At 66.2% G+C, this 15339-nt stretch carries 11 protein-coding genes; 3 read left to right on the forward strand and 8 right to left on the reverse strand.

What is annotated here, in order from left to right; all coding sequences use genetic code 11:
- Positions 1-164: 164 nt before the first annotated feature.
- From APS40_RS15210 to APS40_RS15245, 8 genes are all read right to left on the reverse strand, one after another.
- Positions 165-923, reverse strand: a complete 759-nt coding sequence (locus APS40_RS15210) for an NAD-dependent epimerase/dehydratase family protein (protein ID WP_055047856.1) — start codon at positions 921-923, stop codon at positions 165-167.
- A complete protein-coding gene (locus APS40_RS15215; protein ID WP_055047857.1) occupies positions 920-1798 on the reverse strand; it encodes a sugar phosphate isomerase/epimerase family protein in 879 nt (292 codons plus the stop codon). Before APS40_RS15215 ends, APS40_RS15210 begins: the two co-directional genes overlap by 4 nt.
- 228 nt (positions 1799-2026) lie before the next feature.
- Positions 2027-2773 (reverse strand): GntR family transcriptional regulator, encoded by a 747-nt coding sequence (locus tag APS40_RS15220; RefSeq protein WP_055047858.1) that lies wholly within the window; start codon positions 2771-2773, stop codon positions 2027-2029.
- A gap of 13 nt (positions 2774-2786) precedes the next feature.
- Entirely contained in the window at positions 2787-3674 is an 888-nt protein-coding gene (locus tag APS40_RS15225; protein WP_055047859.1) for a carbohydrate ABC transporter permease, read from the reverse strand.
- Between the two features lie 7 nt (positions 3675-3681).
- Entirely contained in the window at positions 3682-4626 is a 945-nt protein-coding gene (locus APS40_RS15230) for a carbohydrate ABC transporter permease (protein ID WP_055047860.1), read from the reverse strand.
- Between the two features lie 148 nt (positions 4627-4774).
- Positions 4775-6013 (reverse strand): ABC transporter substrate-binding protein, encoded by a 1239-nt coding sequence (locus APS40_RS15235; protein ID WP_055047861.1) that lies wholly within the window; start codon positions 6011-6013, stop codon positions 4775-4777.
- A 33-nt stretch (positions 6014-6046) separates the two neighbouring features.
- Positions 6047-7135, reverse strand: coding sequence for an ABC transporter ATP-binding protein (locus tag APS40_RS15240; protein WP_055047862.1), 1089 nt, complete (start codon positions 7133-7135; stop codon positions 6047-6049).
- Positions 7136-7143: 8 nt separating this feature from the next.
- The gene (locus APS40_RS15245) at positions 7144-8367 is read right to left on the reverse strand and encodes an enolase C-terminal domain-like protein (RefSeq protein ID WP_055047863.1); all 1224 of its coding nucleotides are present in this window, start codon (positions 8365-8367) and stop codon (positions 7144-7146) included.
- A gap of 226 nt (positions 8368-8593) precedes the next feature.
- Here APS40_RS15245 and APS40_RS15250 point away from each other — a divergent pair, with 226 nt between their 5' ends.
- Genes APS40_RS15250 through APS40_RS15260 form a run of 3 tightly spaced genes read left to right on the forward strand, consistent with a single transcriptional unit; the run spans position 8594 to position 15004 of the window.
- On the forward strand, positions 8594-9691 hold the full coding sequence (locus APS40_RS15250; RefSeq protein ID WP_055047864.1) for a lactonase family protein: 1098 nt from the start codon (positions 8594-8596) through the stop codon (positions 9689-9691).
- A 36-nt stretch (positions 9692-9727) separates the two neighbouring features.
- A complete protein-coding gene (locus APS40_RS15255) occupies positions 9728-12343 on the forward strand; it encodes a hypothetical protein (RefSeq protein ID WP_055047865.1) in 2616 nt (871 codons plus the stop codon).
- Positions 12344-12367: 24 nt separating this feature from the next.
- Entirely contained in the window at positions 12368-15004 is a 2637-nt protein-coding gene (locus tag APS40_RS15260) for a glycosyl hydrolase-related protein (RefSeq protein ID WP_055047866.1), read from the forward strand.
- The last annotated feature ends 335 nt before the right edge of the window (positions 15005-15339 follow it).

The following is a 15339-nucleotide window of genomic DNA, read 5'->3' on the forward strand; positions in this document are numbered from 1 at the left end:
TCTCCCCGACGGGGAGAAGAATACGGAGAGGCCGGTTAGCCACCCTATTCCTCTCCCCGTCGGGGAGAGGGTGGATCGGCCGTCAGGCCGAGACGGGTGAGGGGGGCGGGCAGAGGGCCGTCCACCAGGAAAGACCTCAGTTAGGCCACGCCAGCATCAGTTGACTACCCCAGCAACCGGTGCGACTGCGGTCGCCAGCCGATCAGGCGGGCAGCCTTCGACAGGTCGTGTTCCTCCCCGGTTTCGTCCCCGACGATGAACAGCGACTCGAACCGGCCCGGGGTCGGCGCGGCCAGCGCGTCGATGGCGCCCAGATAGGCGTTGGCCATGTCCTCCTCGTCGAGCGGGAACACATAGCTGCCGTCGCCGGCGCGCTTGGGGTCCCGCCGCTGCGCCAGATAGTCGGCACGATTCCGCGGGCCGCTGATCCTGAGCCCGATGATGTCCATTTCGAACCAGTGCGCGAAGTAGGCGCAGATCTGCTCCCCCAGCCCCTTGGTCAGGCCGTAGACGGAGGGGGAGTCGAGCGGCACTTCGTCTTCATCCGGATAATGCGGCCGGCCGCGATAGTGGACGCTCATCGAGCTGGTATAGACCCCGCGCTTCACCCCGGCTTCCTGCGCCAGATAGAGGAACAGGTGCAGCGCCTTGGTGTTGAGGTCGTAGTTGTTGACGATGGTCTCGATGTCCTGGTCGGTGACCATGCCACCCTGGGCGCTGCGCATCGCCAGCCAGATGAAGCCGTCGACGCCATCGAGCGCGGCGCGGATCGCCTCGGGGTCGAGGACAGAGCCGTGAACATGCTTGATCTCGGGATCATCGGGCGCGGCAAGATCGAGTACGCTCAGGCTGTGCTTCGCCTTGAGGTAGGGAGTGATGAGCTTGCCGACATGGCCGGCCCCACCGACGAGCAGCAGTTTCATCGGGCCGCTCCTGCCTTGTCGCCGACATCGAGCACCGTGATGCCCAAGCGGTCGGCGATCCCTTGGAACAGCGCCCCGACTTCGGGCAGCTCGTCGCTCGAGTTGCCTTCGGCGATCAGCGGATAATCCGGATCGAGCGCTTCGAGCCGGCTGAACAGGGTCGGAAAATCCATCAGCCCCTTGCCCGGACAGCCATCCTGCAGGTGGATCGCCAGCCGGTTCTCCACCCAGATGTCCTTGGCATGGGCGCTGCAGATATGGCGGCCGAGCAGGTCGAAATGGGCGTTCAGCGCCGCACCGGTATCGTAGATGGTCTCGAGCGTGATCCAGTTGGCCGAGTCGTAGTCGCAGCGCACCCAGGGCGAGTCGACGGCATCGAGGATGCGCGCCGCGATCTCCGGCGTTCGCGGTGTCACCAGCGAATGCGACTCGAGGCTCAGGAACACCCCGGCATCCTCGGCGGCCCTCGCGCATTCGCGCAGCGAGCGGATCAACTGGTTCTCCGCCGTCACTGTCCAGTTGTCGGGATGCGGGAACCAGGGGCCGGCGGGGTTCATCGAGCCCGGTCCGGTGTCGATGCCGCGCGCCCCCAACCAGCCGGCGAGCTTCAGCGCCCCCTGCACCACGCGAACCGATTGCGCACGTGCCGTTTCGTCGGAGGTCACGAGGTTCTGCCAGTAGCCGGTGGTCTGGAACAGCGTCACGCCCTCGTCGGCCAGGAGCGCCTTGACCCGCTCGGCATCTTCGCGCCGCGTGGTCAGCGGGTCGTTGTCGCGAAACCGGGTGAAGATTCCGCTGAACCCTGCCGCACGCACCCGTCGGCACATTTCCGGGGTCAGGTCGTTCATATCGGCGGGCAGAAAACACCCGCTCATTCCTAGTCGCATCGTCGTCCTCCTCGAGACGACGGCCATACATCCGGCGCGAGCTCGCGAAGTCAATTCGACGTTCGCCGGTCGGGGCGGGTGGGCGTAGCTCCCCCTCAGGGGGCAGGGCTATCGCATCCAGGCACTGACAGTAGACAGTGTGCCTTCTCCCCTTGTGGGAGAAGGCAAGAGGTGCCCTCCAAAGCCATATGCGACCGCCGGGAGCTCAGCGCCCCGCTAGTGCTCCGCCGCGGCCGTTTCGCGCACGAAATATTCGGGGTGCGCCGAGCGGATCACGTCGAGCTCGCGCATCACCGAAACCAGGTGCACCGCCATGCTTTCGTCGGCTCCCCTGGCGTCGTGCGCCTGCAGCCGGGCGAGGATTTCCTCGTGCTCGCCGACGATGAAATACATGTGCTCCTGGCTGAGCAGCGACAGTCGGCGGATGCGGTCCATGTGGAACTTGGCCTCGCGCACGTCGTCCCAGATGCTCTCGAAGCCGGCCGCCTTGGCGATCAGCGCGTGGAAGCGGTCGTCGGACTGGAGGAAGTCCTGATCGTCGCCGAGCCCGGCAAAGGTCTGCTGCAAGACGATCTCGCGCTTGAGGAGCGCCGCGATTTCCGGCGTCAGCCGCTCCGCCGCGAGGCGGGCGAGGGGGCGTTCGAGCGCTTCGCGGATGAAGCGCGACTTGGCGATCAGGTTCTCGCTCAGCGGCGAGACGATGGTGCCGCGCTGCGGCAGGATTTCCACCAGCCCACGCCGGGCGAGGCGCGCGAAGGCTTCGCGCACCGGCGTGCGGCTGACCCCGAACTCGGCGGCGAGACGCGCCTCGGAAAGCTCCTGGAACGGCGGCAGCTGCATGTCGAGGATCTGCTGCATCAGGCGGTCATAGACCTGGCTCGCCATCGAGCCGCCATCCTGCCGCGTGCCGTAGCCTTCGCTTCCGAACTCTGCCGCTGCCGATTTGCCCTTGGGCGCTCTCATTGTCGTTCCGCCGTCATTTGGTCCCCAGCTGCAGCCCGGCCATGAAGTACTTCCTCAGCGCGATGAACAGCAAGACCGTGGGGATACTCGAAATCAGCGTTGCCGTAATCACCACGTTGGGCCCGAGCGTCGAATAGGTGCCCTGCAGCGATTGCAGCGCCACCATGATCGAGCGCACCTCGATGCCGTTGGCGAGGATCGACGAGAACAACAGGTCGTTCCAGATGAAGGTGAACTGCAGCAGGAACAGCGCGATCAGCGGTCCCATGGCGTTGGGCACGATCATCGAGGTGAACACCCGCCATTCGCTGGCGCCCTCGATGCGCGCCGCCTCGTCCACCTCGCGGGTGATGGCGGAGAACGAGTTCCGCAGCACCAACAGAGGGAAGGGAATGCAGATCGCCACATAGACCAGCAGCATGCCGAACCAGGTATTGACCAGTCCGATGCGCTGATAGCCGAACAGCAGCGGCACCAGGTACATCTGGAACGGGAACAGCGTGCCGGTAAAGATCAGCATGAACCAGCCGTTCGAGCCGATGAGGTGCAGTCGCGTCATGCCGTAGGCGGCCGCCGCGGCGAAGGCCACCGCCAGCGCCGCGCCGATCAGCGCATAGCTGAACGAGTTCATCGCCGCCTGGCCGAGACTGGCGATTGTCCAGGCCTGCACCGCGTTGTCGACGATCGGCACGAGGCTAGCCGGCAGTTCCAGCACCCCCTTGGTGGCGTATTCCTGGGTGGTCTTGAACACCGTGACGAACAGGTAATAGAGCGGCGTCAGGTAAGCGATGGTGAGCGCGAGGATCGGGATCACCAGCCAGCGGCCACCCTGCCGCTGCGCCCGCTTCTCCTTCTCGATCAGGCCCGAAATGAACGCCTTGTCGGTGATGTCGACTGCCATGACCTGCCTATCGGATGTTCTTGCTGACGCGCGTCTGCACCACGGCGAGCAGCGCGCTGACGGTGATCACCATGGCGCCCAGCACCACGGCCACGGCCGAGCCATAGGCCCAGGCGCCGTTGGAGAAGCTCTCGTAGTACATGTAGACGGCGAGCGAGAGCGTGCGCTTGCCGGGGAAGGAACTTGCCATCACCCAGAGCAGGTCGAAGGTGGTGAAGCCCGCCGCCACGTTGAGGATGGTCACCACCAGCACCGTCGGCAGCAGCAGCGGCCAGACGATGTGGCGGAAGATCTGAAAACTGGATGCGCCGTCGACCCGCGCCGCTTCGACGGGGTCCCTGGGGATGGCGGCGAGGCCGAGCAGCAGCAGCACCATGGTGATGCCCACGGTCTGCCACACGAAGGTGACGATCACCGACCCGGTGATGGTGGCCGGGTCGAACAGCCAGCCGAAATCGAATGGCGTGCCGGTAATGCCCGAGACGGCGGAGTTGAGGACGCCCGTCGGCGCGTAGACATAGTACCAGATGGCGCCCACTGCCGTCGGCGCGAGGACGCGCGGCAGAAAGAACAGGCTCTTGAAGGTTTCCTGGAACGGGATGTTGCGCAACAGCAGCGCCAGCCCGAGGCCGACGGCGAGCGGGAAGACGACGGCGCCCACCACCCAGATCGCGGTGTTGCCCAGCGCTTCCGAGAAATACGGCACCCGGAACAGCCGCAGGTAGTTGTTGAAGCCGGCGAACTGGTCGAGCCCGGTGAACTTCTGCCACTTGGTGAAGCTGAGGATGACGTTGAACACCACCGGCAGCAGCAGGAACAGGCTCACCATGAGCACGGCCGGCGCGATGAACAGCCAGGCGGTGCGCGTCTGCTGCCAGGCTACCTGACGCTCGCGCCGGCGTGCTTCTTTCAACACGTCCGGACTGAGCAGGGTTGAGGCGGTGACGGACATCTGAGGCGCTCCAAGAAACAGGCAGGCCAGTCGCTAAGAAGAGCCACCGGGCTCTCCGTGATCCTCCACCGCGTCGCGGGGGAGGAGCACTGAGAGTCCGTGTCTCGATGTGCCGGCCGCGCCATGAGCGCGACCGGCGGGAGGAACGCTACTTGCTGGCCCAGTAGTCGGCGTTGATCGTCTGCATGGTCTTCATCGACTCGGTCGCCTGTTCGGGCGTCGGGTTGAACATGAAGGCGCCCATGGCGGCGACCAGGTCACCCTGGATCTGCGACGGCACTGCTTCCCACCAGCGGACCAGGGCGCGCGGCTTGGCGGTAGCGACCAGTTCCTTGTTGGCCTCGATGGTGGCGTTGGGCGCCTTGGCCTTGAGGTTGCCGTTGTACACCTGCACAGTCGAGCCGAGTGCGTTGGCGGCATCGGCCCCCATCAGCGACTGCACCGCCTTGCCCAGGTTCGGATCGGCGTCGAGCGCCGCCTTCGAGACGACGATCGGCGAAGCCTCGACGATCACCGACTGCTGCACATCGGGCGACAGCGACGGCATCAGGAAGGTCTTGAAGTCCTTGCCCGGCTCCATCCCGGCCTCGGCGAACGAACCCGAGTGCCAGTCGCCGACGAGGAACATCGCCGCCGACTTGTCGACGAAGTACTTCTGGTCATCCTGCTCGCGCGGGTCGGTGAAGTAGCCCTTGGCATACATCTCGCCCCACACCTTGAAGGCGTTCTGCACGTCGGCGCTGTCATAGGCGACCGAGCCGTCGGTCAACCCGACGAACGAGTCGGGGTTGGTGCCCAGCACCAGCTGGCTGAACCAGATGAACGGCATCCAGCCGCCCGAGGCCGGCGCGTTGATCGGGGTGAAGCCGGCCGCCTTCAGCTTGTCGCAGGCATCGATGAATTCCGCCCAGGTGGTCGGCGGCGCGGCGATGCCCGCCTTCTCGAAGGCGGCCGTGTTGTAGAACATCACCCAGTTGGCGACGTTGAGCAGCACGCCGTAGGGCTTGCCATCCACCGACACCAGCGCCTTCTGGTCGGCCGAGAAATCGCCGTCGGCGATCGCCTGGTCCCAGTACGGGGTGAGGTCGGCGGCAATGCCGGTGGCGACCAGGTCGCTCAGCTGCTGGCCGTTCCACCAGGTGAAGAACGCCGGGGCATTGTTGCCGGCGATCGAGGTCTGCATGAACGCCTGGTACTTATCGGTCGGCGTGATTTCCTGCAGCTTGATCGTGGCGCCCGAGGCGGCGCTGGCGCCTTCGGCCAGCTTGGTCATGCCGGCGTTCCACGGGGTCTTGTCGGAGTAAAGCGCGAGATCGGCGGCGACCGCCGTGCCCATCGATAGCGCCGCAGCCAGGCTCACGGCGGTGATAGTCCTCATAAACGACATGTCTCTCTCCCTTGTCGTTGGTCTCGCTGCGCCTTAGCGGAGCAGCGAATTCTGGTTCTGGTTGTCGAAGACGTGGACGCGCGCGCCATCGATGCGGAACCGCACCTCCTGGTTCGGCTCGAGCGCGCGCGGGTGCTGCATGCGTGCGACGATCTCGGTGCCGCCGAGGTCGGCAAACAGCAGGCTTTCGTTGCCGAGCATCTCGGCGAAACCGACTGCGGCGCTGAAGTCGGCGCCGAGCTCCGGCCGGGTGCCATGCCCCTCGGGCACGATGTCCTCGGGCCTTATGCCCAAAGTCACCGCGGTGCCTTGCGCCGGCAAGGTGAACCGGTCGGCCGGGACCGGGATGTCGATCCCGGCGGCGCGGATGGTGTTGCCCGGCCCGACCACGGCCGGCAGCATGTTCATCGAGGGGGCGCCCATGAAGCCGGCGACGAACATGTTGGCCGGCCGCTCGAACACGTCGAGCGGGGTGCCGATCTGTGCCACCCGCCCATCGTTCAGCACCACGATCTTGTCGGCCAGCGTCATTGCCTCGACCTGGTCATGGGTGACGAACACCACGGTGGCGCCGAGCTGGCGCTGCAGCCGCTTGATCTCGATGCGCGTCTGGTTGCGGAGCTTGGCGTCGAGGTTGCTGAGCGGCTCGTCGAACAGGAACACCTTGGGCTCGCGCACCATGGCGCGGCCGATGGCGACGCGCTGCCGCTGCCCGCCGGAAAGCTGGCTCGGCCGGCGGTCCATATAGGGGTCGAGCCCCAGCATCTTGGCCGCCTCGCCGCGGCGCCGGGCGATCTCGTCCTTGGGCACGCCACTGATCTTGAGCCCGAAGCCGAGATTGTCGCTCACGCTCATATGCGGATAGAGCGCATAGGACTGGAACACCATCGAGATGCCGCGATCGCGCGACGGCAGGTCGTTGACCAGTTTGCCGTCGATCCTGAGCTCGCCATGCGAGATGGTCTCGAGCCCGGCGATCATCCTGAGGATCGTCGACTTGCCGCAGCCGGATGGCCCGACCAGCACCACGAAGGTGCCGTCCTCGATGTCGAGGTCGACGCCTTTGATGGCGACATACTCGCCGTAGATCTTGATGATGTCCCGGAGGGTAACGGTTGCCATGGCGCCTCTTATCGTCCGGCTGGGTCGGCGTAGCGCATCTCGGGCTGGATCGAGTACCAGTCCGGACGCTGCGGATCGCGGTCATAGGTGTAGCCGCCGACCTCGCGGTAATGGGCGGCATACTGGGCGAGCTTGTCGCGGTCGACCTCGACGCCGAGCCCCGGCGCCTTGGGCACCGCGATCTCGCCGTCGACATATTTGAGCTTGCCGCCCACGATGATGTCGTCGAGCAGGTGGTGGTAATGGGCGTCCGCCGCAAAGCTCATATTGGGCAGTGCCGCGCCCAGATGCAGCATCGAGGCGAGCTGGATGCCGAGCTCCCCCGAGGAGTGGACGCTGGCCCCGAACTGGAACGTCTCAAGCACCTGGCCGGCCTTGTAGGCCTGGCGCAAGCCACCCCAGAACGTGGTGTCGAGCAGGATCACGTCGACCGCGTCGTGCTTGATGCAACTGGCCAGCTGCTCGAAATTGACCACTACGGTATTGGTGGCGGTGGGGATGGAAATGCGGTCGCGCAACCGCCGCATGCCTTCGAGCCCGAAGCACGGGTCCTCGAAATAGTCGTTACGGATATGCTCGATCTGTTTGGCGACCCAGATCGAGTCCTCGACCGACCACACCGAATTGGGGTCGAGCCGGAAGCGGTCGCCGGGCAGCGCTTCGGCAATTGCCGAAAACACTTCGACATCGTGCTCGGGAGCGAACACGCCGCCCTTCAGCTTGTGCGACTTGAAGCCGTGCAGCTGTTTCTGCCGCTTGGCTTCCTTGACCAGCGCATCAGCCGAGAACTCGTCGCCAAAACCGTTCTTCTCGTTGGCGTAGCGGTAGAACAGGTAGCTGGCGAACGGGATCGACTCCCGCAGCGCCCCGCCGATCAGGTCGCAGGCCCTGACCCCCAGCGCCTTGCCGGCGACGTCCATGCACGCCATCTCGAGCGCCGCGTGCAGCTGCATGCGTGAGTTGTAGAGGCTCGCCACCGGGTTCATGATTTTCCAGCGCAGCTGTTCGAGCTGCAGCGGGTCATGCCCCTTCAGGTAGGGCAGCAGACCCTTGATCGCGGCTTCGGCGCTCTCGCCGCCGCCACCGAGCTCGCCCCAGCCGGAAATCCCTTCGTCGGTCACCACCTCGACGATGGTGCGCACGAACCGCCCCCAATGGGCGCCCGACGCATGCCGCAGCGGCGCCTCGAGCGGCACGGCGACGGTGGTGGCCTTGATATCGACGATCTTCATTCGGTTGCGGTCTCGACGTTTCGAACGGGCCGAGGAGGCCATCCGGTCACCGCTCCGGGTGCTGCTTTTGTCGCATCCCGCATCGGTGTCGTCCTCCCTTGCCAAGCCGTTGTAGGTCTACCATACTAGTTGTGTCAATTGCTCTCGATCCTGTTCCAAATGAACGGGCTTGGCAAGCGCCGATGGGCGCGAGGGAGCAGTGGCAGGGAGAAGCGGGAGGGACGTCGTGCCGATTTACGCATTCACCGGGAGCCTGACGCGCTCCATGCCGCAATACGGCGCCGCCAATGGCGAGGGCATCACCCGGCTGAGCTTCGACGACGAAACCGGCCGGCTGGGCGCGGTGGATCGCATCGGCGGCGTCGACGACACCGCTTGGCTGGTAACCGACGCGGCGCGCGGCCGGCTCTATTCGACCTGCGAGATCACCGGCACCCAGGAGAGCGCCATCGCCGCCTATGCGGTGGAGGCGGACGGGTTACGGCTGATCAACCGCCAGCCGACGCTCGGCAACGAGGCCTGCCATGCCAGCCTCTCGACCGATGGAAAATTCCTGCTGGTCGCCAACTATAACGGCGCCAACCCCGAGGGCTGGCCCGACGCGGCGCTCAGTGTCTTTCCCATTGCCGAAGACGGCTCACTCGGCGCCGCGGTGGCGAGCGTCCGCCACACCGGTAGCGGCCCCAATGCGGCCCGCCAGACCACGGCGCATGCCCATTGCGTCGTGCCGGCGCCCTCGGGCGACATCATCTATGTCGCCGATCTCGGCATCGACCGGCTTGTCGCATACCGGCTCGGCGCCGATGGCAGCCTGACCCATGAAGCCGCCCGCGACTTCGCGCTGCCGGCCGGTCTCGGCCCGCGCCACCTGGTGTTCTCCAGTGATGGCCGCGCCATCTTCATGGTCAGCGAACTGATCCCCACCGTGGTCAGCCTCGCGGTCGACCCGGCAACCGGCGCGCTCTCGCAGCGCGACGCCTTTGCCATCCCCTCGCTCGATGGCGGCATCGTCCAGCCGGCCGGCATCGTGCGCAGCGCCGATGGCCGGCACCTGTTCGTCGGCTTGCGGGTCTGCAACGACATCCTGGCGCTCCGCATCGACGCGGCAACCGGCAAGCTGACCCAGACCGGCCGCTGGCCGAGCGGCGGCGCCACTCCCAGGGATCTCGCCTTTTCGCCTTCCGGCCAGCACCTCTTGGTCGCCAACCAGGATTCCGATCGGCTGACGGTGTTCGCCGTCGATCACGCCACCGGCACGCTCTCCGAGCCGCTGCAACATTTCGACGTCGGCACCCCGATGTCGGTCAAGCTCGCCGCCTTCTAGGCGGCCTCTTCCTTCCTCCGTTCATCAGAGCCTCCCATGATCAACGAAATCCTCTTCGTCCATCACAGCCATACCGACATCGGCTACACCCACCCGCAGCCGGTGGTGATGGAGCTGCACCGCCGCTTCATCGACGAGGCGCTCGATATCGCCGAGCGCACCGCCGACTACCCCGACGATGCGAAATTCCGCTGGACCTGCGAGGTCACCGGCGGAACCATGGATTGGTGGGTCCATGCATCGAACGCCGATCGTGACCGCTTCCTTGCCGCAGTGAAGCGCGGGCAGATCGAAGTCGCCGGCATGGGCTGGCACATGACCCCGCTGATGGATCATTCGATGGTCCTCGATGTGCTGAAGCCGCTGAAATTCTTCCGCGAGCTCGGCATTCCGGTGCGCTCGGCGATGAACACCGACGTTAACGGCCTGCCGTGGGGCGTCGTCGATGCGCTGCTCGACCACGGCATCACCGGCATCTCCATGGCCATCAACGAACATTACGGCCACGCGCTGAAGCCCTGGCCGCGCGCCTTCAACTGGCAGGCGCCGGGCGGCCGCAGCATCACCGCCTATAACGGCTTCATCTACGGCGTGACCTCCGATCGCAGCCTGCAGATTCCGACGAACATGGAAGAGGCCCGGGCTCGCGTGCCGCGCTGGGCGAAGAAGTGGGAGGCGACCGGCTATCCGCATCCCTTCCTGATGATGCAGATCACCAATGTGCGCTACCACGACAACGGCTCGCCCCAGGCGGGGCTCCCCGATTTCATCCGCAACTTCAACGAGGGCAATGCCTCGACCGGCGGCATCAAGCTAAGGCTCGGCACCATCAGCGAGTTCTTCGACCGTGTCCGCCAGCAGCCGGCCGAGACAATGCCGACGTTGCGCGGCGACTGGACCGACTGGTGGAATTTCGGTGCCGGCTCCACCGCACACGAAACCGCGCAGGCGATGCGCGGCCAGCGCGACCTCGATGTCGCCACCGGTATCGATGCGTGGCATCCGACCGAGGCGCCGCGCCGTCGCGCCATGCTGCACGACCTCGCCCGCAAGGGCCTCGCGCTCTATGCCGAGCACACCTGGGGCGCCGACCGCTCGATCAGCCAGCCACACTCGCCCGAAACCCGCACCCAGCAACTGCTGAAGCTCGCGACCGTCGCCGAAGGCGCCAGCGTCGCCCGCATGCTGCGCCGCGACGGGCTCGAACGGCTCGGCATCGAAGCCGGCGGTGACGCGCCGACGCTGCTGGTCTACAACCCGCACGGTTTTGCGGTGAAGCAGTCGGTGCGGCTGCCCTACCTGCCGCCGATGACCGACGCACCCGATCCCAAGCGCGGCTTCGGCCTCGAAGACCTGGTGCCCACCGGCCCCTCGTCGCACCGCATCCAGCGCCAGGACGTGGTGACTTCGGATCTCCCCGAGCACGGCGCCTACTACACCGCCCCCATCGAGGTGCCGGCGCTGAGCTATGTTACCATCCCGGCCGCCAAGGCTGCGGTGATGTCCAACGGCAAGCTCCGGGCGAGGGATGGCGTGCTGTCGAACGGCCGCCTCACCGTCAGCCTAGACGCCAAGGGTGGGCTCGCCTCGCTCAAGCTCGACGGTACCGAGTATGCGGGCGCCGCGAGCGAGCATCTGAAGTTCGGCGTGCCGGTGCTGGAGCGCGTTGCCTCCGGCATTCGCACCGACATGTTCGACCAGGTCGATCTCGAGTCGCCGGACTGGCACCTTGCCTGGCGTCGCGACTGGCAGGCCGAGCGCTTCGACGGCAAGCTGGTCACGACCAGCGAGGCGGTGGAACGGGGCAATGCCCGCATCGTCCAGAGTTTCGAATTGCCCAATGGCGATAAGGTCGACGTGCTCTACCGCCTCGTCGGCGAGGAGCCGGTGCTGCATGTCGAAGCCACTGTAACGAAGCAACCTATCGTCGAGCCGCACGCCATCTACCTGCCCATGCCCACAGCGCTCGCGCAGGGCTGGGACGCTCACTACGAGACCGGCGGCGCCGTGGTGAAGCTCGATGACGAGCAACTGCCCTATGCCAGCCGTCACTACATCACCGCGCAGCGCTTCATCCGCATCGGCGACGCCAGCTCCGAAGTGACGGTCGCCTGCCCGGATGCGCCGCTCTGGCAGGTCGGCGGCTACACCTTCGGCCGCTTCGGCGATCCCGATGGCCGTGTCGCTCGCGAGCGGCCGACGCTGGTCGCCTGGCTCACCAACAACTACTGGAGCACCAACTTCCAGGCCGACCAGGGCGGGCAGAGCAAGTACCGCTTCACCCTGGTGCCGTCGCCGCGCCGCGAACTCGGGGCTTCGGCACAGGCGGCGCTGAGCTACGCCCAGCCGCTCGCCACCCATGTCTATGCCGAGCGTGGGCCGGTGCGCAGCACGGCGGCGAGTCTGCTGCAGCTCGAGCTCGGCACGGCGTTGCTGACCCGGCTCGAGGCTGACGGCGACGGCGTGGCGATCACCGTGCTCAACCCCGGTGATGCCGCGGTGGAGGCCAAGGTCGGTGCCGGCACGTTCAAGCCCACCAGAGCCAGCCGCACGCCGCTCTCGGGTGGCGCCGGCGAGGCCCTGCCGCTGGCCGGCGGCAGCGTCGCTTTCACAGTGGCGCCGCGCGCCTGGACCCGCATTGCCCTGAGCTGATCGTAGTTTGAGGAGGACGACCCCGTGAGCAAGATCAAGACGATCTACATCTGCAACCACGCCCATACCGATATCGGCTTTACCGATTATCAGGAGCTGGCCTTGCGCCAGCACGGCGAGTTCGTCGGCCAGGCACTCGACCTGATCGAGGCTACCGACCGCTACCCGGCTGAAGCGCAGTATCGATGGACCGTCGAGACCACCGGGCCGTTCCTCCGCTACCTCCGGCAGGCCAGCCCTGACGAGGTGGCCCGCTTCCGTCACTGGCACGAGCAGGGCCGCATCGACATCGCGGGCATGCAGTACAACATGACGCCGTTGCTCAATGTCGAGCAGATGCACCGCTCGCTCTATCCGCTGCGGGCGCTGCGCGATGAGTTCGGTTTCCATGTCGAAGCCGCCATGCAGGACGACGTCAATGGCGTCAGCTGGCTCTATGCAGACCTGCTCGCCGAGCTCGGCATCAAGTTCTACACCGCCGCCATCAACCCGATCCGTGGCGCCCGCCCCAAGCCGTTCCCCGGGGCGTTCCGCTGGGAAGGCCCGAGCGGCAAAAAGGTGCTGGCCTGGAACGGCTATCACTACCTCTTCGGTCGTAGCCAGGCCGGGCTCGGCAACTGGGATCTGGTCGATCGGCTGTTGCCGCGCTGGATCGACGAGCTCGAGAACGACGCGAGCTACCCGTTCGATTTCCTCTATTGCGAATCCACCCACCCGGTGCGCGTCGACAATGGCCCGCCCGATGCCCGCATGCCTGACTTCGTCCGCCGCTGGAACGACGAGCGCCAGAATGTGCGCATGGAGTTCATCACCGTCACCGATTTCGGCCGGCTGCTCGAAGACAACTATGCCAAGGTCATCGGCACGCAGCGCGGCGACTGGACCGACCACTGGGCCGACGGCGTCGGCTCCTCGGCGTTCGAGGTGGGCGTCAACCGCGCCGCCCACGAGATCGTCGGTATCGGCGAGGCGCTGGAAGCCTGGCGCCGCAGCAACGGGCAAGGCGACTGGAATGCACGCCGCGCCGCCGATATCTACGAGTCGATGACCCTGTTCGACGAGCACACCTGGGGCGCCTATTCCTCGGTCGAGGCGCCGCATTCCCTGTTCAGCCAGGCGCAGTGGAACCGCAAGGCGGGCTTCGCCTACACCGCCGCCATGGAAGGCCACGGCGCCGTCGCCAAGGCCGCCAATGCGCTGGCCGCGCCGCTCGGGACCAAGGGCCCGGAAGGCATCTTCAACCTCGGCAATCTCGACCCCAGGGAAGCCTTCAAGGCCTCAGGGATCGATGAAGTGCTGGTGTTCAACACGCTGCCCTGGGAACGCCGGGTGATCGTCGAGGAGCCCGAGCCGCGCGGTGGCGCCGCACCAGTGGGCATGCTCGACACCTTCTTCAACCGCCGCAGCACCTGGGGCGGCCCGCGTCCTTATCCCGAGATCCGCCGCGTCGCCGGCACCATCCCGCCAATGGGCTATGCCTTCCTCGACCTGAAAAAAGGCGTCCCGGTCGACGACCTCAAGGCCAATGGCGATACCATCGAGAACCGGCATTACCGCATCCGTATCGACGGCAGGACGGGCGCGATTGCCGAGCTGTTCGACAAGACGCAGGGCCACGATTTCGCCGGCAAGTACCAGGGTTGGGGCCCCGGCGAGTATGTCTACGAGACGGTGGGCTCCCCGGACGATCGCCTGGCCATCGCCGACATCAGCTTCGACAAGCCGGAATTTTTCACCGGTCACACCGACACGCCCTGGAAGCGCGAAACCGCCACCAAGGTGACCCTCGATGCGGCAAAGATCTTCGAAGGCCGTGCTTCGATCACCGTCCACATCGAAGCCCCGGGCGTGTCGGCGGCGACCGTAGTTTATGCCCTCGACGGCGACACCAAGTGCGTCGTCGTCGACTGGAGCATCGACAAGCTCGAGCACGCCGATGCCGAGGCGGTATTCGTCGCCTTCCCGTTCAACCTGGGGAAGCCGGACTTTCTGCTCGATCTCAACGGCATCCCCGCTGTGCCCAATACCGATCAGCTCGATGGCGCCGCCAAGGACTGGTATCCGGTCGGGCGCTGGGTCGATGTCAGCGACACCAAGCGCGGCGTCACTGTCGTGCCGCTCGACGCGCCGCTGGTGCATCTGGGCGGCATCACCACCGGCAAGTGGAACCGCACGCTCGAGCCTGAAGGCCCGACCATCATGAGCTGGGCGCTCAACAACCACTGGCTGGTGAACTTCAAGTCGGCCCAGTCCGGCCGCATCCCGCTGCGCTACCGCCTCACCACCCATGAAGGTCCGGCCGATGCGGCGGCCGCCGCGAAGTTCGCCGCCGAAGTCGCGACCCCGCCAGTGGCGATGCGCGACATCAAGCCGACGGGGAAGCTGAGCGACAGCTTCTTCGGCACCGACGAGAAGTCGCCGGTGCTGGTCACCGCCAAGCCCGGTGAGGATGGCGGCTGGGTGGCGCTGCGCCTGCAGAACCTCTCAAAGGAGGCGGCGAAGCAGACCGTGACCTTCACCGGCAATCCCGCGGCAGCGCGCAGCGCCGACCCGATCGAGCATCCGGGTGCGGCGCTTGCGCTCAACGGCAAGGCGCTGACGGTCGAGGTGCAGCCGCTGGAGATCAGGACGGTGCTGGTGCGGTTTACGCCGGAGGTGTGATCGGCAGGCTGGTGTGTGTGGCCACCCCCACCCTTGATCCCTCCCCACAAGGGGGAGGGAGACCTGACTGCCAGCCTCGCTTCTATCGTCTCCCTCCCCCTTGTGGGGAGGGTAGCGCAGCTAGGGCCAACTGCCCGTAGCGAAGCGGGGTGGGGGTGGGCAGAACGCTCAGACGGACGTCGCAGCCTCCTTTCACCTCTCCCTTGGGGGGGAGGTCGGCGCGTAGCGCCGGGTGAGGGGGCCTTGCCCCAAGCGCGGTGTTTGCGGCAAGGCCCCCTCACCCAACCCTCTCCCCCAAGGGAGAGGGGCGCTCTAAACGCCGCATCCGGCTTTCC

Origin of the sequence: Devosia sp. A16 (assembly GCF_001402915.1) — a bacterium.
Taxonomy (GTDB): Bacteria; Pseudomonadota; Alphaproteobacteria; order Rhizobiales; family Devosiaceae; genus Devosia_A.

Excerpts from the sequence above, each read along its gene's own strand:
- APS40_RS15245 (WP_055047863.1), bottom strand. The coding sequence starts at position 8,367 with ATGAAGATCGTCGATATCAAGGCCACCACCGTCGCCGTGCCGCTCGAG.
- APS40_RS15225 (WP_055047859.1), bottom strand. The coding sequence starts at position 3,674 with ATGGCAGTCGACATCACCGACAAGGCGTTCATTTCGGGCCTGATCGAG.
- APS40_RS15220 (WP_055047858.1), bottom strand. The coding sequence starts at position 2,773 with ATGAGAGCGCCCAAGGGCAAATCGGCAGCGGCAGAGTTCGGAAGCGAA.
- APS40_RS15255 (WP_055047865.1), top strand. The coding sequence starts at position 9,728 with ATGATCAACGAAATCCTCTTCGTCCATCACAGCCATACCGACATCGGC.
- APS40_RS15230 (WP_055047860.1), bottom strand. The coding sequence starts at position 4,626 with ATGTCCGTCACCGCCTCAACCCTGCTCAGTCCGGACGTGTTGAAAGAA.
- APS40_RS15240 (WP_055047862.1), bottom strand. The coding sequence starts at position 7,135 with ATGGCAACCGTTACCCTCCGGGACATCATCAAGATCTACGGCGAGTAT.
- APS40_RS15235 (WP_055047861.1), bottom strand. The coding sequence starts at position 6,013 with ATGTCGTTTATGAGGACTATCACCGCCGTGAGCCTGGCTGCGGCGCTA.
- APS40_RS15210 (WP_055047856.1), bottom strand. The coding sequence starts at position 923 with ATGAAACTGCTGCTCGTCGGTGGGGCCGGCCATGTCGGCAAGCTCATC.
- APS40_RS15215 (WP_055047857.1), bottom strand. The coding sequence starts at position 1,798 with ATGAGCGGGTGTTTTCTGCCCGCCGATATGAACGACCTGACCCCGGAA.